Origin of the sequence: Amycolatopsis speibonae, assembly GCF_042647925.1 — a bacterium.
Lineage (GTDB): Bacteria > Actinomycetota > Actinomycetes > Mycobacteriales > Pseudonocardiaceae > Amycolatopsis > Amycolatopsis speibonae.
Map to the genome: position 1 here is coordinate 1 of NZ_JBHRWK010000158.1, position 18,597 is coordinate 18,597.

Genomic DNA, 18,597 nt, shown 5'->3' on the forward strand with positions numbered 1-18,597 from the left:
CTGGTTTTTGTTCCGTCGCAAGAACAATCATCCCAAGCCAGAGGGCATTTGCGTACCCAGACACACCCCAAACACCACATCAACACCGGTGGATCCAAGCTCATTGCCACTCACGACCTTGAAGTGTCACCCAAGGTGAGGGCCGTGCGGACTTCTGACCCCAAGCACTCACGACATCTTCAAGCCGCGGCCCGCACCCACAAGAAGTAGAAGAGCTCATGCGGCGCCTCGCACGGGAAGACCCCGGCGATCTCCAGCCCGGCGTCCGCGATCATCGGCCGGAACACCTCGGGATCCGAAGCCGCCCAGCATTCCTGGAGCAGGACGCTGCCACCGGGCGCGAGACGGGCAGCGGCCTGGCCATAGAAGCGCCGATGGATTTCCCAGTCCTTGTCCGCGTAGACCAGCTCGGGCTTGATCTTCCGGAACACCTCGATGTGCTCGGCGGGCGCGGTGGTCACGTTCATATGCGGCGGGTTGCCGACGATCAGGTCCCACGTCCGATCCGCGGGCACGTCGTCGAAGCAATCGCTGTGGAACACCGAGACCCGGTCATCGAGGTCGTTGGCGGTCGCGGTCTCCCGGGCGGCGGCCACCGCCTCCTCGTTCACGTCGCTCAGGTCGAGCTGCTCGCACAATCCCGCTCCCAGCAAGGAAAAGCCGATGAACGCCGGTCCACAGCACCATTCCAGGAGCCTCGGCACCTTGCCGAACCGCGAGGCGATGAACGGTACATAGGCCCGGCCGAAGTCGCTGCCGCCGCCATCGAGGTGATCGGCGTAGCGGACATGCACGCCTTCACAGTCGACGGTTGCGTAGGTGCCGTGGATCGTCATGGACGCAGCCTTTCGATAGGCGAAATCAAGACTCCAGGCCGCCCATGGGCGCCAGCGGCCGCACTTCGACGACGTTCAGCTTCGCGTCCGGGATCTCTGCCGCGAGCTCGATAGCGCGGTCGAGCCCGGTGCAGTCGACGACGTAGTAGCCCCCGAGGTATTCGTCCGAGCCGGTGAGCGGCCCGGCGGCGACGTCCCGCTTGCCGTCGCGCACCCGGACCGTGTGCGCCTGCGTCCGGTCGGCGAGCGGGCCGCCGTACCGGTGCTCGCCGGACGCCTTGATCTTCTCGGTGAAGGCCAGGTACTCCGCGAGGAAGTTCTCCTTGTCCGTCTGGGTCAGGGTGTTCCAGCGATCCGCGCTGGTGTGGATCAGCAGCATGAACCTCATGCCGTGACGCCTCCTTTCGGCCCGGCTCAGCCGAGCGCGCCGGCGAGCCAGCGGGACAGCTCTCCCGGCGCGGGACGCCCACGCCAGGCGAGGTGCGCGTCCGGTCGGATCAGCAGGACGTCGCGTGGCAGCCCTTCCGCCGGGGTCAGCCATACGACGTCCTTCTCCCCCAGCACGTCGGCCGCGGCGGCGACGCTCTCGGTGTCGCAGGGACCGCCGAGCAACGCCCACCTGCCCTGAAGCGCCTCGTGCAACCGGACGGTCACCCCGTCCCTGTCGCGGCACAGGATGTCCGGCACGCGTTCACCGGGCCTGGGACCCAAGCGCCGCCGCGAAGGCGCGGCGAGCGGACCGCCGCGATAGTGCACGCCGAGCTGGGACGCGTTCCGCCACAGGAGGTTCTGGACCTTCTCGGTGTTCATCAGCGGCATCACCACCCGGTCGCGCAGGAGACCGGTCATCTTGTTCTCGGCCATCACGAGCCTCGTCACGAAGCCGGTGCCCGCCAGCACACCCCGGGCGACCGGACGGCGCTCGGCCTCGTAGCTGTCGAGAAGACGTTCGCCGGCGCGGTCGGCGATCACCAGCGCGAGCTTCCAGGCCAGGTTCTCCGCGTCACCGAGCCCGGTGTTCATCCCCTGCCCGCCGAACGGGTGATGGATGGCGACGGCGTCCCCGGCGAGCAGCACCCGGCCCTTGCGGTAGGTGTCCGCGAGCCTGCGGTGGATGCGGAACGTCGAGAGCCATTCGACCTCCCGGATCCCCGTTTCCCGGTAGGGAGTGCACTTGAGGAGCTGCCGTTCGACGAGCGAAAGGATGTCGTCCTGGCTCAGCTCGCCCTCGGTGCCGGACGGCGACGGCCCCATCAGCCGCCAGCGGTCCTCACCGGGGAGCGGACATACGCTGATCATGTCGCCGCCGTGCGACCAGCTGCCCATCACCTGCCGGTCCAGCCGCCAGTCGGCACGGACGTCGGCGATCAGGAAGTGCTCCGCGACCGGCACACCGGGGAACCCGATCCCGGCCAGCTTGCGGACCTGGCTGTGCGCGCCGTCGCAGCCCACCAGCCACCCGGCGCGCACGGTTTCCGGCCCGGACGGGCCGTTCAGTGTCGCCGTGACCCCGCTGGAGTCCTGGGTGAAGCCGGTCAGCTCCCGTCCCCAGCCCGGCCACACCCCGAGGCCCGCCAGCCGCTCACGCAACGCGCTTTCGACCTCGACCTGGGACACGAGCAGTGGCGAGCGCCCGGACGCGGCCCCCATCCGGTCCATCGGCATGGTGGAGATCAGCTTCCGCGCGACATACATCCTGACCTCGCGCAGCGGGATCACCTGCTCGGGCAGGTCGGCGAGCGCGCCGAGCCGGATCAGCACCTCGACGCCGCGCGGCTGCACCCCGAGTGCCCGGGAGGTGCCGATCGGCCCGTCCGCACGATCCACCACGCGCACCGGGATCCCTTGGGCCCGCAGCCCGCACGCCAGCGCGAGTCCGGTGGGCCCGGCGCCCGTGATCAGCACGGCGGACTCGGTCATGCGCGCGCCCCCGCGATCTCGGCCCGGTCCGCCGCGTCCAGTTCCGGATACACCGGGCAGCCGAACACCGGCCGGAACGGCGCGAAGGTGCGCCAGGCGGGGTTGGCCCGCAGTGCCTGCGCGATCGGGTTGTGCTCGCTCCAGAAGTCGCCACCGAGCAGGCGCACCATGTACATCTCGAGCTTTTCGCGCTCCACCACCGTGCTCGCGTCGGCGACCGCGCTGATCAGTTCGCTCTGGTAGAAGGCGAAGATGAGCCGGACGTAGGTGTCGTACCCGGTCTTGAAGAAGTTCGCGTACTCGTCGGTGAGCGCCCGCTCGCCGTTGGGATCGGCCAGCACGCGGGTGATCGTGTCGGCGGCGCGCGCGGCGGTCACCATCGCGACCAGTGTCCCGCCGGAGAACATGGGATCGCCGAAACAGCCGGCGTCACCGGCCATCAGCCAGCCGGGGCCGGTCACCTCGTCGGTGTGATAGCTGTAGTCGGTCTCCACCCGGAGCTCCGACACCGGCCGGATACCGGCCAGCCGCTCGACGATCCGGGGAATCCGCTCGATGTGCTCGGCGAAGATGTCTTCCTTCGCGGCCTCGCGGAACACCGCTCGCGGCATCACCGTGCCGACGCTGACCTTGTCCCCCGACAACGGGATCGCCCACACCCAGCCGTCGGCGTGGCTGCCGATCTGGATGTCGCCCTCGTGCCCGGGGTTGTACCGCTCGTCCAGTCCCTCGTAGTGCCGGAAGATCGCGACCATCCGCAGGTCGTCCGTCGTTTTCCGGAGCCCGAACCGGTTCGCGATCGTGCCGGCCCGGCCACTGGCGTCGACCACGAACGAGGCGCTGACCTCATGCTCGCCGCCGTCGTGGCGGTAGCGCACGCCGGTGATCCGGTCGCCCGTCATGACCAGTTCCCGCACCGCCGCGCCGGTGATCACCTCGGCGCCGTTCGCCCGCGCCTTCTCCAGCAGTACCTGGTCGAAATGCGCGCGCTCGACCTGGAAGGTCTCGCTGTGCCTGCCCTCGCCCTGTTTGGAGAAGTCCGCGCGGTAGACACCCGGGGTGATGAACTTCGTCCCGGTCGGGTCGATGAACTCGCCACCGCGTTTGACGACGTAGCCCTGTTTCCCGACCGCGTCGACGAGATCGAGCCGCTCCAGCAGGCCGATCATGTACGGCAGCATCGATTCACCGATGTGGAAGCGCGGGAATTCCTGCCGCTCCAGCACCGCGACGGAATGGCCACGGTCCGCGAGCGCGGCCGCGCAGACCGAGCCCGCCGGGCCGCCGCCGATCACGATGACGTCGAATGCCTTGTCCGCCATGGATTTCCTTCCTGGAACCGGAGTGTCCCGAATGTAGGCCCGGACCGGCGCGGGCGACAACGCGATCACGGCGGGGATGGTTCCACCGGGACGTAACCGGAAGCCCATTTCCGTGACGATGGGCGGAGAGTGGAACAGCTTCCCTGCCTCGGCGGGCCCGGCCGCACCTACCGTGACCTCCGTGACTGGTGATCGGGTGACGGATCGGGTGACGGTGCTCGGCGCGGGCGTGATGGGCGCCGGTATCGCGACTTTGGCGCTGGGTAACGGATTTCCGGTACTGCTGATCGACGTCGACCCGGCGGCGCTGGACAGGGCGCGAGCCGGCGTCGGCGCTCAGCTACGGATGGCGCAGCTGATGGGCGCGCGCGGCGGCGACACCGGCGAACTGTCGACGAGCACCAGCGCCGCCGACGCGGCGGGATCGACTGTCGTCATCGAAGCGATCACCGAACGCGCGGACCTCAAGGCCGAGGCGCTGCGCGAAGTGTCCCGGATCGTGCGCCCGGGCACGCCACTGGTGTCCAACACCTCCTCGATCCCGATCGCCGAACTGGCCGCCGTCCTCGATCGCCCGGAAGACCTCGCCGGGACGCATTTCATGAACCCGGCGTACCTCATCGGCACGGTGGAAGTGGTCAGGGCCGCCGGGACCGCACGGGCGACGATGGACGCGGTGACCGGGCTGCTGACCGCGCTCGGCCGGGTCCCCGTGGTCGTCGGCGACGCCCCCGGGTTCGTGACCAGCCGCATCCTGCATCCGATGATCAACGCCGCCGCCCGCGTCGTGCAGGCGGGCACGGCGACCGCCGAAGCCGTCGACACGCTGATGCGCGACTGCCTCGGGCATCGCACCGGACCGCTGCGCACCGCGGACCTGATCGGCCTGGACAACCTCGTCGACTCGCTCGCGGTACTGCACGCCCGGACCGGGGACGAAGACTGCCTGCCCTGCGAACTGCTGCTGGCCAAGGTCCGCGAAGGCAGCCTCGGGCGCAAGAGCGGCCGCGGATTCTTCGACTACCAGGAGGCGATGCCATGACCGCACCCACCGTTGAGCAGGATCTGTTGCGCTATCTGGAATCCCGCACCAAGGCGAGCTGGGAGCCCGATCGCGACCTGTTCACCGCGGGCGGCCTGTCGTCGCTGTTCGCCATGGAACTGGTGGTCCACATCGAGCAGGTCTTCGACGTGGTGATCGCCGGTGCCGACCTGCGGCTGGACAATTTCCGCACGGTGCACGCGATGACGGCCCTGGTGGACCGGCTCCGGGAAAACCATGCCGGGTGACGCGCTCGCGCGGGCCACGGCCCTGGTCACCGAACTGGTCGAGGGGCAGGCCGAAGAGTGGGACCGGACCGGGCTGCTGCCGCCGGAACTGCTCGGCAAACTCGGTCCGGTGCTGTGCGCGCAGGTCGCCACCGAACACGGTGGCCTCGGCCTGAGCAGCCGCGACAACGGCGAACTCACCGCGCACACCGGCAGCCTGTGCGGCTCGGTCCGCAGTGTCATGACGACGCAGGGGATGGCGGCGTGGGCGATCCAGCGGCTGGGTGACGCGGCGCAGCGCGCCCGCCTGCTGCCGAGGCTGACCGGCGGCGAGCTGGCCGCTGTGGCGTTCAGTGAGCCGCAGGCGGGCAGCGACCTGTCGGCGATGACGACACGGATCCGCGACGAGGGCGACACGGTGGTGCTCGACGGCCACAAGGTGTGGGTGACCGGCGGGCACTACGCCGGCCTGATCGTCGTGTTCGGCAGGTACGGCGACGGAGGCGCCGCCGTGGTCGTCCCCGCGGACGCGCCGGGGGTGCGAGTACGCCGGATCCCCGACCCGCTCGGGTGCCGCGCCGCCGGCCACGCCGATGTGGAACTCGACGCGGTACGGCTGCCCGCGGACAGCTTGCTCGGTGGCGCCGGGCAATCGCTTTCGCTGCTGGTCACGTCCGCGCTGACCTACGGCCGGTTGTCCGTCGCGTGGGGCTGCGCCGGAATGCTCCGCGGCTGTCTCGCGGCGACGACGGACCACGCGCGTTCACGATCGCAGTTCGGCAAGCCCCTCGCCGACCACCAGCTGGTCTCCGGGCATCTCGGGAGGCTGCTGATCGCCGAGCAGGTCAGCGCGCGGGTCTGCGAGCACGCCAGCGAGCACTGGGATTCCGGTTCACCGGATGTGGTGATGACGACGGTGCTGGCCAAACAGGTCAGCGCGGTCAACGCCGCCGCCGGTGCGTCGGCGGCGGTGCAGGTGCTCGCCTCGGCGGGCGCGCACGCCGGAAGCCTGGTGGCGCGGGCGTACCGCGACGCGAAACTCATGGAGATCATCGAAGGCACCAATGAGGTGTGCCTGGTCATGCTCGCCGGGCACGCGCTGGGCGGGGCCCGCCGGTGACCGGCGACGTGAAATGCCTCGTCTGGGACCTGGACGACACCCTGTGGAGAGGGACCCTGAGCGAAGGAGACCACGTCACACTGCCCGACCAGGTCCGCGCGACGGTCGTGGAGCTGGACGCGCGCGGCATCCTGCAGTCGGTCGCCAGCAAGAACGACCACGACCGGGCCTGGGAACGGCTGGGGGAACTCGGCCTCGCCGGATACTTCGTCCTCCCCCAGATCGGCTGGGGCGCCAAGTCCGGCGCGCTGCGCAGGATCGCCGACAAGCTGGGCTTCGCGCAGCACACGATCGCGTTCATCGACGATCAGGCCGCCGAACGCGCCGAAGTCGGCTTCCACCTCCCGGAGATCCGGTGCTACCCCGCGGACCAGGCCGCCGCGCTGACCCGGCTGCCCGAGTTCAGCCCGGCGGTGATCACGATCGACTCCCGGCGGCGCAGGCAGCTGTACCAGGCCGGGTTCCGGCGCGAGGCCGAGCGCGCCGATTTCCAGGGCCCGGACACCGAGTTCCTGAAGTCGCTGTCCCTGGTGATGCGGATCGGCCCGGCGACCGAGGAGGATCTGTCGCGGGTCTCCGAGCTGACCGCCCGGACCAGCCAGATGAACGCGACCGGCGTGGTCTACTCCCCTCGGACGCTGCACGAACTGCTCTCGGCTCCCGGCCACGACGTGCTGGTGGTCAGCATGTCCGACCGGTTCGGCCCGCACGGCGCCGTCGGCATCGTCCTGCTCGAACGGCATCCGCTGTCCTGGCACCTCAAGCTGCTCGCCACCTCGTGCCGGGTGGTCTCGTTCGGCGCGGGCAGCGCCCTGCTGTCGTGGCTCGCCTGCCGGGCCGCCGCGGCCGGCGTCCACCTCGTGGCCGACTTCCGGCGGACCGGCCGCAACCGGATGATGGAGATCGCCTACCGGTTCGCCGGGTTCGACGACCTCCCCCGGCACGGCTGTTCCTGCGCCACCACGTTCGGCGAGCAGTCCGGGGCGCGGCGAATGCACCTCGTCCCGGTTCCCCAACCGGAATCCGAGACCATCCAGATCTTGTCACCGGCACTGGAACGGAATGGCCATGGGTGAGCAGGTCGGCACCACCGATCGCCTGATCGACTATGTCAGACGGGTCTCCTTGCGGGAGGACGAGATTCTCCGCGACCTGCGCGCGGAAACGGCACGGCTCCCGGCCGGACGGCACCTCCAGGTGATGCCCGAGGAAGGACAGTTGCTCGGGATGCTCGTCGGGCTCGTCTCGGCGAAACGGGTGCTGGAGATCGGCACCTTCACCGGGTACAGCACGCTGAGCATGGCACGCGCGCTTCCCCCCGGCGGCCGGGTCGTCACCTGCGACGTCAGCGCGAAATGGCCGGCGATCGCCGAGCCCTTCTGGCGCCGCGCGGGCGTGGCGGATCGCATCGAAGTCCGCGTCGGCGACGCCATCGAGACCTTGGCCGGACTCCGCACCGAACAAGGCGGCGGCCGGTTCGACCTGGTTTTCATAGACGCCGATAAGGTGAATTATCCCTGGTATTACGAGGAAGCAATGCTCCTCACCCGTCCGGATGGCCTGATCGTCATCGACAACACGCTGTTCCTCGGCAAAGTCGCGGATCCCGGCTCGAACGACCAGGACACTCTCGCGATTCGCAAGCTCAACAGCATGCTCCGCGACGACGACCGGGTCGAGCTCTCCCTGATCGTGATGGCCGACGGAATCACGCTGGCCAGGAAAAAGAGGTGGCGACCGGAAAGTGAATATCCGACTGCCGGGCAAACGGCGACCCAGCGCGACTGATCAAGTGGAACGACCCCCTCAACGGAGCAACGCCGACCACGACCGCGTGTCGGGATCCCGCCCGAGACAACGTGAAATATCCCCACACAGTGGCAAAACAGTGGCAAAGTCGCATGGTTTCCGACCGGCGCCGGTGCCCCGGACCGGTGACGCGCACCGATTACCTTGACCGGTCCCGTTCCCGGCGATAACTTGGGAATACGGGAGAAATCAGCGAGCCCGCCCCTGCGGAGTTCCTGCCATTCAAAAAAAAGCAAGTCCGACTCGATGCGACAGATGCTTCGCACTCATCAGGAAAATGTAAGGTACGAGGACGGATGCGAGATGCTACCACCACTGCCAGCTTTCTTGATCGGACTGATAATCGCCCCGCTCGCCGGCAAGATGGTGAAGCCGCTCGCCCGCGGCGCCGTCCGGGCCACGGTCGGAGTAGCGCTGGAAGTGCGCAAGATGGCCGCACAGACCAGCGAAGAGTTGCAGGATCTCGCGGCCGAGGTCAGGGACGCCGAGCTAGGGGAAAAGAAGAAGAGAAGCACCTCCTGACCGCCCCGGTGAACGCGAAATTCCCCGACCACGAAATCGGTGACAGCGAAACATGCCATTAACAAAGGAGCGGCGGCACGAAAAGCTGAGCGCGCGGCCGAGGTCGGTCATTCCGGGGCGCCAGCGCTGGGACATCGGCGTGGTGAGTGGACGACCCCGGCTGGCCGGAACGCTCGAGACGAACCTGTGCGGCACGCCGGGTGTGCTGGCGGCGCGCGCGAATCCGGTCACCGGCAGGCTGCTCATTCACCACGACACCCGGCTGACCGGTGATCAGGTCGCCCGGATCGTGTTGAGAGCCGTCGCCGGCGTGGTCGGCGGGATCACCGGCTCCGGCCAGGTCGCGACGGCCGGACAGCCCAAGACCGACGGCGGCCTCGCCCTGATCGCCGCCGGTGCCTCGGCGACGATCGTCGCGGTGTCGGTACCCGCTCCCCTCATCGGGCTCGGCGCCGTGCTCGGCACCACCGCGATCATCATCCGCACCGCGTGGCGGAAGTCCGCCCGCGCGGCCCTGCGGGAGCCGTCGCCACCGAAGTGGGCGAAACAGCCACCGCTGCTGACGATCGTCGGCAAACACCGCAGGCGCTTCTACTTCGCGGCGGCCCTTTCGGTTCTCGGGCAGCTCATGGACATGCTGCTGGTGCTGGTCATCGGCTGGATCGTGCTCGTCCTGGTCCGTGGTGAGAGCGCCGCGCTGATCAGCCTCGGCCTGACCGGTGCCACCACCCAGATCTGGGTGCTCGCCGCGGCGGCCGCGCTGGTCTGCCTCGGCCTCGCCGCCCTTTCCTGCACCGCCGGCATCCAGTGGCGTGCCCTCGCGCACGACGTCCGGCACGAGTGGCGGGACAGGCTGTACCCCCACGTGCAGCGCCTCGAACTCCGCCATCTCGAAGACGAGCGCACCACGCGGGTGGCCAGGCTGCTGACCGACGACATCAACCAGCTGGGCACTTTCCTCGCCTCCTCGGCGCACGAGGTGCTGTCGCTGACCACCAGCTTCTTCGTCCTGGTACCGGTGTTCCTCGTCTTCGCGCCGCAGATCGCGTGGGTCGCGTTCCTGCCGGTGCCGATCGTCACCTGGCTCTCGTTCCGTCACCACGACAAGGTGGGCCCGGACTACCTGGACGTCGCCGAGAACGAGTCCGCGCTCAACAGCAGGCTCACGGACAACCTGGCGGCGACAGCGACGGTGAAGAGCTTTTCCGCGGAAAGCCACGAGATCAAGCGGGTCAGCGCGCTCAGCGCGCGGTACCGGGACAGCGGCAAGCGGCTCGACCGCGCCGCCGTCTCCTACACCGAGACCGTGCGGGTGTCCGCCACCGTGTCACTCGCGGGCATCCTGCTGCTCGGCGGGCGCGCGGTGCTCGCGGAGACCCTCCGGTTCGAGATCTTCAACCCGCTGGTCGGCCTGCCGCAGCAGGTGCTGTGGAAGCTGCCGAACCTCGGGAACGTCGTCGACGGCTACCAGCAGACCGCGGCCGCGCTGCGTCGGGTCCGCTACCTCGAAGACCTCCCTGTCGAGTCCGACACTCGCGGCCGGCGGCTGGACGTGGACCAGGTCAAGGGCGAAATGGTGCTGGAGAACGTCACCTTCGGCTACCCCGGCCGTCCCCCGGTCCTGCGCGGGCTGACCCTGCGCGTCGCGCCGAAGAAGGTCACCGGCATCGTCGGGGTGACCGGTGCGGGCAAGACGACGATCGCCAAGCTCCTGCTGCGGTTCCAGCGGCCGGAATCGGGACGGGTCCTCCTCGACGGGCAGGACATCACCGAACTCCGGCTGCGCGATCTGCGCAAGGCGATCGGTTTCGTCGCGCAGGACGCGTTCCTGTTCGACGGGACGATCGAGGACAACATCCGCTACGGGACCTTCCAGGCAAGCCGTCGGCGGGTGGTGGACGCCGCCCGGATGGCGGCCGTGGACGAGTTCGTCGAAACGCTGCCGTCGAAGTACGCCACGGCGATCGGCGAGCGTGGTGTCTCCCTCTCCGGCGGCCAGAAGCAACGCATCTCACTGGCCCGCGCGTTCGTGAAGGACGCGCCGATCGTCGTGCTGGACGAGGCGACGTCCGCCGTGGACAACGAGACCGAGGCCGCGATCCAGCACGCGCTCAGGGATTTCGCGCGGGACAGGACCCTCGTCGTCATCGCGCACCGGCTGTCGACCATCCGGCACGCCGACCACATCTATGTCATGGGCACCGGCGGGGTGCCCGCCGAGGAGGGCACCCACGAGGAGTTGCTGCGCCTCGGTGGCATCTACGCCTCGCTCTGGCGGCTGCAGGTCGGGGAGGCCGGTTGACCGGTGACCGAACCGCCCTGCCACCACCGCAACCTCACGCCAGGGGGAGACATGCGTTTCCAGTTGCTAGGCCCGCTGGAGGTCGTCGACGACGACAGACCGCTGGCGGTGAACGGCAGCAAACAGCGTGCCGCGCTCGGTTTCCTGCTCCTGCACGTCAACAGTGTGGTCGCCACCAGCACCCTGCTCAAGGCGCTCTGGCCGGTCGAAATGCCGACCACGGGCCGGAAGATGCTGCAGAACGCCGTTTCCGGGTTGCGCCAGTTGCTGTCCCCCAGCGGCTACAACTCGGATTCCACCGTGCTGCTGACCCACGCGCCCGGCTACCTGCTCCGTGCGCCGTCGGACAGCGTCGACCTGAACCGCTTCCACGACAAGGTGAACGACGGCCGGACGAAGCTGGCGGACGGCGACTGGCTCCAGGCCGCGAGCACGCTGCGCGACGCGCTGGCGCTGTGGCGCGGCCCCGTGCTCGCCGACCTCGTCGAGCTCGGCATCGACTGGCCGGTGCTGACGACGGTCCGCAACGCGCGGCTGGCCGCGATCGAGGACTACGTCGAAGCCGAGTTCGCCTGCGGCCGCTTCGGCGAGGTCATGCACGAGCTGGAGACCTGGGTCGAGGCGGAGCCGCTGCGGGAACGACTGTGCGGCCAGCTCATGCGCGCGCTCTATCACAACGGCCGCCAGGCCGACGCGCTCGGCGTCTACCGCCGCATCCGGAGCAGGATGATCGACGGCCTCGGGCTCGACCCCGGCCGCGAGCTGCAGGAGCTGGAGCAGGCGATCCTCAACCAGGAGCTGGTGCTCGAACCCACGCGGCCCGCCTCGCCCGCCGAACCCCGGCGACCTGTCGACGTCACCCCGCGTCCGGTGAAACAGCGCGAACCGTCCGGGCAGATCGCGGAACTCAAATGGGTCAGTGTCGTCGTCGTGATGACCCGGTTCGGCCGCGACGTCCGCAACGCGGGCCCCGAACACGTCGACGCCGAACTGCAGCATGTCGCCGCGACGATCCGGGAAGAGACCGAACAGCTAGGCGGCATCATCGGCGGCACGATCGGCCCGCTGTGGCTCGCCCTGTTCGGGCCGCTGCGCTGCCGGGAGGACGACGCGGCGCGGGCTGTCCGCGCGGCGCTGGCCATCAGGGACCGGTTGCTCCGCCCCACCGGCCGGGCCAGCACGCTGACCGTCGCGGTCGCCGTCGCGACGGGCGACGCGCTCGTCCGGCGGCACCAGGGCGAGGTCGGCGAACCACCGATGGTCACCGGCGCGGTGCTCGACCGCTGCCTCCGCCTGCTCACCCAGGTCCCGGACGACGAGGTCCGGGTCTGCGCCGAAACCCGATCGGCCAGCGATTCCGAAATCGCCTACGCCGGCGCCGGGAGCCATGACGAAGGTTCACCGGCCGTCACTGTGCTGCCGAGGCAGTCGCAAGCCCGGTCGACGGCGCCGTTCGTCGGCCGGGACCGGGAGCTCGGGATGCTGCTCGGCGCGCTGAACCAGGTCGGCACCCGAAGCAGGCCGCATCTGGTCACCGTGCTCGGCGAACCGGGGATCGGCAAGAGCAGGCTGATCGCCGAGTTCCACCACACGACCGCTGCCAGAGCCCGGTTCGCCACCGGCAGGTCTTCGCGTTTCGAAACGCCGGGCACGCTGGCCGCGCTGGCCGACTGCGTGCGGTCCTACGCGGGAATAAGCGACATCGACACCGCGGAGCGCGCGGACCTCAAGCTGAGCGAAACGGTGGCGAAGCTGACCGGCGGCGGGACCAGGTCGGCCTGGCTGCTCGCCCATCTGCGCACCCTGCTCGGCCTCGGCACGGACCTGGAGATCTCGCGCGAATCCTTCCCCGCCTGGCGGCAGTTCCTCGACGCGGCGAGCGGCGAGGAACCGCTCGTGCTCGTCGTCGAAGACCTCCATCTCGCCGAGGATCTGTTGCTGGACTTCATCGACCACCTCACCGGCAACGCCGGCCTGCTCCCGATCCTGGTGGTGGTCACCGCGCGGACCGAGTTGCTGGACCGGCGTCCCACATGGGCGGGCGGCAAGGCAGGTGCCACCACGATCACCCTCGATCCGCTGTCCGACGAGGACATCACCCGGCTGCTGGCCATCCTGCAGGACGGCCGGGGTACCGGGCGGGCGCTTCGGTCCTACGTCTCGCATATCGGCGGGAATCCGCTCTTCGCGGGCGCCTTCGCGCGCATGCTGCGCGAGAACGCGGCCGAGGACCCCGGCAGCCCCGGCCCGCCCGTGCCGCAGCTGGTGCACCGGACCGTCGCGTCCCGTTTGGACAGTCTGCCGACCGGCACCAAGGCCGTGCTGGTCGACGCGGCGGTCATCCGTTCCGGCATCCGCGCGGAAGGGGTGAGCGCGGTGGGTGGCCAGGCCGAGGACGAAGTGTCGGGCGCGCTGGAACATCTCGAACGGCACGGACTGCTCACCCGGGCGCGCACCAAGGAACCGGGCGTGACCACCTACGAGTTCCGGCACAAGCTGATCCGCGACATCGCCTACCAGACGATCCCGCAGGCCGTCCGCGCGGACAAACATCTGCGGGCCGCGACCTGGGTCGAGCTCCAGCCCGCGCGGGACGCCCTCCTGCTGGCGTACCACCGTTCGAAGTCACTCGCCGCGAAGCACGTACCCGCGCAGCGCGGGGCCGAGATGATCCCCCGTGCGAGCGTGGGTTCGTGAGCGGGCTGCGGATACTGTGCACGGTGACCGGCGCTCCCTCCCACGCGAGGGAGATGCTCCCGGCGGCAGGCGCGCTGGCACGGGCGGGGCACGAGGTGCTGGTCGTGTGCGTCCCCCAGCTCGTCGAGGAGTTCACGTCGGTGGGACTGAAGGCCGTCGCCGGATTGCCGGATCAGACCGAAAGCTGGTCGGAGATCACCGATACCGGCCACGAACAGGTGATCAAGGTCGTCGCCGGACGGACCCTCATCGCGCGGGGCTATCCGGAGCTGCTCGGGATCGCCGCCGGGTACCGGCCGGATCTCGTGCTCCGTGACGGCATGGAGCTGTGCGGCTGTCTTGTCGCCGAGCGTCTCGGCATCCCGCACGTGGCGACCCCGTCCGGCGCGGTCAACACCCTCGCCCCGGCCGCGATCGCACCGGTGTTGAACGAACGGCGCGCCGAACTCGGCCTGGACGTTCAGGACGACCCGCTCGCGATCTACCGGTACGGCCGCATCGATTCCCTCCCGCCGCGATACTCGTTCGCGGCGCCCGGGATCCCGCCGGCGGTCGCCTACCGGCAACCCGAGACGGCCGACCGGTTCACCCCGCTACCGGCGTGGATCGCCGAACTCGACCCCGGCAAGCCCCTGGTGTACGGCGCCATCGGTATCGCGTTGCCGACGGCCGCGTCGTTACGGGACAAGGGGATGGCGTCGACCATCCCCGCGGACCCGGTGAGCGCCTTGGTCTCGATGGTCGACGCACTGTCCGAACTGGACTGTGTGGCGGTGGTTTCGACAGGCGGTGTCCCGTTTCCGCGCACGGACACTCCCCCGCACGTGCGGCTGGTCGATCACGTCCCCCAGCCGCTGCTCCTGCAGACCGTCCAGCTGTTCGTCACCCACGGCGGCTACAACAGCGTCCGCGAAGCCATCCGGGCGGGCGTGCCGATGGTGGTCGCTCCCCTGTTCGGCGACCAGCTCGACAACGCGCGGAAAGTGGCTGAGCTCGGGCTGGGCGAGCAGGTCGGGGACGCTTCGGATATGGCCGGCGTGTGTCGGAAGGTGCTTGACAGCGCGGAAATCGGCGCGCGATCCCGGCATGCGCAACGTGAGTTGCTCGCGCTGCCTCATGTCGACGAGGTCGCCGAGAGGTTGGCTTCGGTTGCCGCTTCGAAGACGTCGCTGTGGTCGTGAGTGCTAAGTGTCGTTCTAACGACCCGAAACACTCACGACCACCCCGACCAAGCGCCCCCAGAGCCGGACAGAAGTCCTGTGTTCGCGTGGGAGTGAGTGGGCGTCCAGTGGAACCACGGAACTCCCGGTCCCGGCAACGCGCTGGCTAGGCTGGTTCCGGCGGTTCCCATCGACACCGATTGGTCCGGTGAAACAATGCTCGTGCTCGGTCTGAACGGGAACTTCTCCGCCGAGAACACCGATCTGGTGGACGGCATGCTGGAGTTCTTCTGCCATGATTCCTCGGCCAGCCTGATCCGCGACGGTGTCCTGATCGCGGCTGTCGAAGAGGAACGGCTGAACCGGATCAAGAAGACGACCAAGTTTCCCGTCAACGCCATCCGCGCGTGCCTCGAGCGAGCGAACGTCCGCGTGGACGAGATCGACGCCGTCGGGTACTACTTTCCCGAAGATCACATGGACATGGTCCTCAACCAGTTGTACACCGAGCACCGGGAAGCGCCGACGCGGTACACCCGGCAGCTGATCAAGGATTGGCTGAAGTCGGAGCTGGACTGGGACCTGCCCGACGAGAAGCTCTTCTACAGCCCGCACCATACGACGCACGCGCTGTCCACCTATCTCCACTCGGGGATGACGGAGGCGCTGGTGGTCATCATGGACGGCATGGGGGAAGAGAGTTCGGGTACCGTCTACCGTGCCGAAGGCGGGCACCTGAACGCCCTGACTTCGTATCCGATCCCGAAGTCGCTGGGATCCCTCTATCTCAACGCGACCCAGCAGCTGGGGTACAAGTTCGGTGACGAGTACAAGGTGATGGGCCTGGCGCCGTACGGCGACCCCGGCACCTATCGGGAGCTCTTCGACTCACTGTACACGTTGCAGGAAAAGGGAGAGTACGAACTGACGCCGGGCGCGCTCGGGCTCAACAATCTGGGGCCGGTGTTGTTCGCCAAAGGGATCCCCCCGAGACGCAAGGGCGAGGAGTTCACGCAGCAGCACAAGGATCTCGCGGCCGGGATCCAGGAGGCGGTCGAGAAGATCGTCCTGCACGTCCTGTCCTACTGGGCCGAACTCACCGGACTCCGACAGCTGGCCTTCGGCGGCGGCGTGGCCCACAACTCCAGCCTCAACGGCGTCATCCTCCGCTCCGGCCTCTTCGACGAAGTCTTCATCCACCCCGCCTCTCACGACTCCGGGGCCGGGGAGGGCGCGGCATTGGCCGCCCAGCGCCAACTCGGCGCTCCTCAGATTCCAGTACGGCTACGCGGCGCGGACCTCGGCCCCCTGCTCGGCACACCGCAAGAGATCGAATCCACCCTCCGCGAGTGGAGTCTCTGGGTCGACGTCGAGCAACCGGACGACATCGTCGAACGAGCAGCACAACTTCTCGCCCAGGGAGCCGCACTCGGCTGGGCACAGGGCGGCTCCGAATTCGGGCCACGTGCCCTCGGCAACCGCAGCATCATCGCCGACCCACGACCGAAGACCAACCAGACCCGCATCAACGCCATGGTCAAGAAGCGCGAGAGCTTCCGACCCTTCGCACCCGTCACCACACCCGAAGCCGCACACACCTACTTCGAAATCCCAGCGGCGCAAGGCAACCACGACTTCATGTCCTTCGTCCTCAACGTCCGCGAAGAACAACGAGAAGCACTCGGCGCCGTCACCCACATCGACGGAACAGCACGCCTCCAGATCATCGACCCCGGCACCAATGAACGGTTTCACCGGCTGGTCACCAGATTCGGAGAACTCACCGGAACGCCCGTCCTCCTCAACACCTCCTTCAACAACAACGCCGAACCCATCGTCCAAACCGTCGAAGACGCACTCACCTGCTACCTCACCACCGAACTCGACTACCTCGTCATCGAAAACCACCTCGTCAAACGCAAACCCCACTGGACAAGCCATCTTCCCGACGCCGTCCTCGCTTTCCGGCCCACCACCCGGCTGACCCGGTTCGTGAAGTCCGGTCCACAGGGCGTGGGAAGGGAGATCCGGCTCGACTATTCGACGGGTCCGCGATCCGATGTCTCGCCACGGCTGTACGCGGTGCTGCAGCAGGCCGACGGGCGGACGCCGCTGGGCGAACTCGGACTCACCGAGGATCTGCACGCGGAGCTGTACGCGCTCTGGCAGGACCGCTTCTTCACCCTCACCCCGATTGGCCGGTGAACGAGATGCTGGTGCTCGGACTGAACGGCAACTTCTCCCCCGCGGACACCGATCTGGTGGACGGCATGATGGAGTACTTCTTCCACGACGCCGCCGCTTGTCTGGTCCGCGACGGCGAGCTGATCGCGGCGGTGGAGGAGGAACGGCTCAACCGGATCAAGAAGACCACCAAGTTCCCCGTCAACGCCATCCGCGCCTGCCTCGAACGCGCGAACGTCACCCCCGCCGACATCGACGCCGTCGGCTACTACTTTCCCGAAGAGACCATCGACCTGTCACTGAACTTCCTCTACACCGAGAGCAGCTCGGTACCCGTCCGGTACAGCAGGCGGCTCATCAAGGATTGGCTCAAGTCGGAGCTGGACTGGGACCTGCCCGACGACAAGCTCTTCTACAGCCCCCATCATCTCGCGCACGCGCGATCCACCTTCGCCCGCTCGGGCATGGGCGAGGCGCTCGTGGTGGTGATGGACGCCGCCGGCGAGGAGGACTCGGGCACCGTGTACCGGGGAAGCGAACAGCGGCTGGAAAGCATCGCGTCCTACTCGATCCCGAAGTCGCTGGGCAGGCTCTATCTGACGGCGACCCAGCAACTCGGCTACGGGTTCGGTGACGAGTACAAGGTGATGGGCCTGGCGCCGTACGGCGACCCCGGCGTCTACCGGGAGATCTTCAAATCCATCTACACGTTGCAGGAAAAGGGAAACTACGAGATCGCGCCGAGCAATCTCGGCCTGAACGTCGTCGGCCCCACGTTGTTCGGCCACGGCATCCTGCCGAGGCGCAAGGGCGAGGAGTTCACGCAGCAGCACAAGGATCTCGCGGCCGGGATCCAGGAGGCCGTCGAGAAGATCGTCCTGCACGTCCTGTCCCACTGGGCCGAACTCACCGGACTCCGAAAGCTCGCCTTCGGCGGCGGCGTCGCCCACAACTCCAGCCTCAACGGCGTCATCCTCCGCTCCGGCCTCTTCGACGAAGTCTTCATCCACCCCGCCTCCCACGACTCCGGAGCAGGCGAAGGCGCGGCACTGGTGGCCGGAGATCGGCTCGGTGCCACACCCACCTCGACCCGTTTGCGTACCGCGGATTTCGGGCCCACCCTCGGCACGCCCCACCACATCGAGTCCACCCTCCGCGAGTGGAGTCTCTGGGTCGACGTCGAGCAACCGGACGACATCATCGAACGAGCAGCCCAACTACTAGCCCAGGGAGCCGTGCTCGGCTGGGCCCAAGGCGGCTCCGAATTCGGACCCCGTGCCCTCGGCAACCGCAGCATCATCGCCGACCCACGACCGAAGACCAACCAGACCCGCATCAACGCCATGGTCAAAAAGCGCGAGAGCTTCCGACCCTTCGCACCCGTCACCACACCCGAAGCCGCACACACCTACTTCGAAATCCCAGCGGCGCAAGGCAACCACGACTTCATGTCCTT

The 18,597-nt window shown here is 68.4% G+C and carries 15 protein-coding genes; 11 read left to right on the top strand and 4 right to left on the bottom strand.

The features are described from left to right. Positions 1-179: 179 nt before the first annotated feature. From ACFOSH_RS43230 to ACFOSH_RS43245, 4 genes are read right to left on the bottom strand one after another with little or no spacing between them, the layout of a single operon-like run. Positions 180-836 (bottom strand): methyltransferase, encoded by a 657-nt coding sequence (locus ACFOSH_RS43230; protein WP_378247490.1) that lies wholly within the window; start codon positions 834-836, stop codon positions 180-182. Positions 837-861: 25 nt separating this feature from the next. Continuing rightward, the gene (locus ACFOSH_RS43235) at positions 862-1,224 is read right to left on the bottom strand and encodes a YciI family protein (RefSeq protein ID WP_378247492.1); all 363 of its coding nucleotides are present in this window, start codon (positions 1,222-1,224) and stop codon (positions 862-864) included. A 26-nt stretch (positions 1,225-1,250) separates the two neighbouring features. Next, complete coding sequence (locus tag ACFOSH_RS43240; RefSeq protein ID WP_378247494.1) at positions 1,251-2,756, bottom strand: FAD-dependent monooxygenase; 1,506 nt, start codon at positions 2,754-2,756, stop codon at positions 1,251-1,253. Continuing rightward, a complete protein-coding gene (locus tag ACFOSH_RS43245) occupies positions 2,753-4,078 on the bottom strand; it encodes an NAD(P)/FAD-dependent oxidoreductase (protein ID WP_378247496.1) in 1,326 nt (441 codons plus the stop codon). The genes ACFOSH_RS43240 and ACFOSH_RS43245 overlap by 4 nt, the downstream gene beginning before the upstream one ends. Positions 4,079-4,259: 181 nt before the next feature. Here ACFOSH_RS43245 and ACFOSH_RS43250 point away from each other — a divergent pair, with 181 nt between their 5' ends. The 11 genes from ACFOSH_RS43250 to ACFOSH_RS43300 form a co-directional block, all read left to right on the top strand. Next, complete coding sequence (locus ACFOSH_RS43250) at positions 4,260-5,120, top strand: 3-hydroxyacyl-CoA dehydrogenase family protein (protein WP_378247498.1); 861 nt, start codon at positions 4,260-4,262, stop codon at positions 5,118-5,120. Next, a complete protein-coding gene (locus ACFOSH_RS43255; protein WP_378247500.1) occupies positions 5,117-5,368 on the top strand; it encodes an acyl carrier protein in 252 nt (83 codons plus the stop codon). Before ACFOSH_RS43250 ends, ACFOSH_RS43255 begins: the two co-directional genes overlap by 4 nt. Then, positions 5,358-6,467: an acyl-CoA dehydrogenase family protein gene (locus ACFOSH_RS43260; RefSeq protein WP_378247502.1), complete on the top strand. Its 1,110-nt coding sequence runs from the start codon at positions 5,358-5,360 to the stop codon at positions 6,465-6,467. The genes ACFOSH_RS43255 and ACFOSH_RS43260 overlap by 11 nt, the downstream gene beginning before the upstream one ends. Beyond that, positions 6,464-7,543, top strand: a complete 1,080-nt coding sequence (locus ACFOSH_RS43265; RefSeq protein WP_378247504.1) for an HAD-IIIC family phosphatase — start codon at positions 6,464-6,466, stop codon at positions 7,541-7,543. Before ACFOSH_RS43260 ends, ACFOSH_RS43265 begins: the two co-directional genes overlap by 4 nt. Next, entirely contained in the window at positions 7,536-8,255 is a 720-nt protein-coding gene (locus ACFOSH_RS43270; protein WP_378247506.1) for an O-methyltransferase, read from the top strand. The genes ACFOSH_RS43265 and ACFOSH_RS43270 overlap by 8 nt, the downstream gene beginning before the upstream one ends. Positions 8,256-8,603: 348 nt before the next feature. Next, positions 8,604-8,798: a DUF5132 domain-containing protein gene (locus ACFOSH_RS43275; RefSeq protein WP_378247508.1), complete on the top strand. Its 195-nt coding sequence runs from the start codon at positions 8,604-8,606 to the stop codon at positions 8,796-8,798. 52 nt (positions 8,799-8,850) lie between these two features. Then, entirely contained in the window at positions 8,851-11,100 is a 2,250-nt protein-coding gene (locus ACFOSH_RS43280) for an ABC transporter ATP-binding protein/permease (RefSeq protein ID WP_378247510.1), read from the top strand. A gap of 51 nt (positions 11,101-11,151) precedes the next feature. Continuing rightward, positions 11,152-13,797: a BTAD domain-containing putative transcriptional regulator gene (locus tag ACFOSH_RS43285; RefSeq protein WP_378247512.1), complete on the top strand. Its 2,646-nt coding sequence runs from the start codon at positions 11,152-11,154 to the stop codon at positions 13,795-13,797. Positions 13,798-13,820: 23 nt separating this feature from the next. Continuing rightward, positions 13,821-14,978, top strand: a complete 1,158-nt coding sequence (locus tag ACFOSH_RS43290; protein WP_378247514.1) for a glycosyltransferase — start codon at positions 13,821-13,823, stop codon at positions 14,976-14,978. Positions 14,979-15,173: 195 nt separating this feature from the next. After that, positions 15,174-17,162, top strand: a complete 1,989-nt coding sequence (locus tag ACFOSH_RS43295; protein WP_378247516.1) for a carbamoyltransferase family protein — start codon at positions 15,174-15,176, stop codon at positions 17,160-17,162. Between the two features lie 5 nt (positions 17,163-17,167). Beyond that, a partial coding sequence (locus tag ACFOSH_RS43300) for a carbamoyltransferase family protein (protein ID WP_378247530.1) occupies positions 17,168-18,597 on the top strand: 1,430 nt, incomplete at its 3' end.

Coding starts and splice junctions, on each gene's coding strand:
- ACFOSH_RS43235 (WP_378247492.1), bottom strand. CDS start 1,224: ATGAGGTTCATGCTGCTGATCCACACCAGCGCGGATCGCTGGAACACC.
- ACFOSH_RS43285 (WP_378247512.1), top strand. CDS start 11,152: ATGCGTTTCCAGTTGCTAGGCCCGCTGGAGGTCGTCGACGACGACAGA.
- ACFOSH_RS43280 (WP_378247510.1), top strand. CDS start 8,851: ATGCCATTAACAAAGGAGCGGCGGCACGAAAAGCTGAGCGCGCGGCCG.
- ACFOSH_RS43255 (WP_378247500.1), top strand. CDS start 5,117: ATGACCGCACCCACCGTTGAGCAGGATCTGTTGCGCTATCTGGAATCC.
- ACFOSH_RS43295 (WP_378247516.1), top strand. CDS start 15,174: ATGCTCGTGCTCGGTCTGAACGGGAACTTCTCCGCCGAGAACACCGAT.
- ACFOSH_RS43260 (WP_378247502.1), top strand. CDS start 5,358: ATGCCGGGTGACGCGCTCGCGCGGGCCACGGCCCTGGTCACCGAACTG.
- ACFOSH_RS43245 (WP_378247496.1), bottom strand. CDS start 4,078: ATGGCGGACAAGGCATTCGACGTCATCGTGATCGGCGGCGGCCCGGCG.
- ACFOSH_RS43240 (WP_378247494.1), bottom strand. CDS start 2,756: ATGACCGAGTCCGCCGTGCTGATCACGGGCGCCGGGCCCACCGGACTC.
- ACFOSH_RS43270 (WP_378247506.1), top strand. CDS start 7,536: ATGGGTGAGCAGGTCGGCACCACCGATCGCCTGATCGACTATGTCAGA.
- ACFOSH_RS43230 (WP_378247490.1), bottom strand. CDS start 836: ATGACGATCCACGGCACCTACGCAACCGTCGACTGTGAAGGCGTGCAT.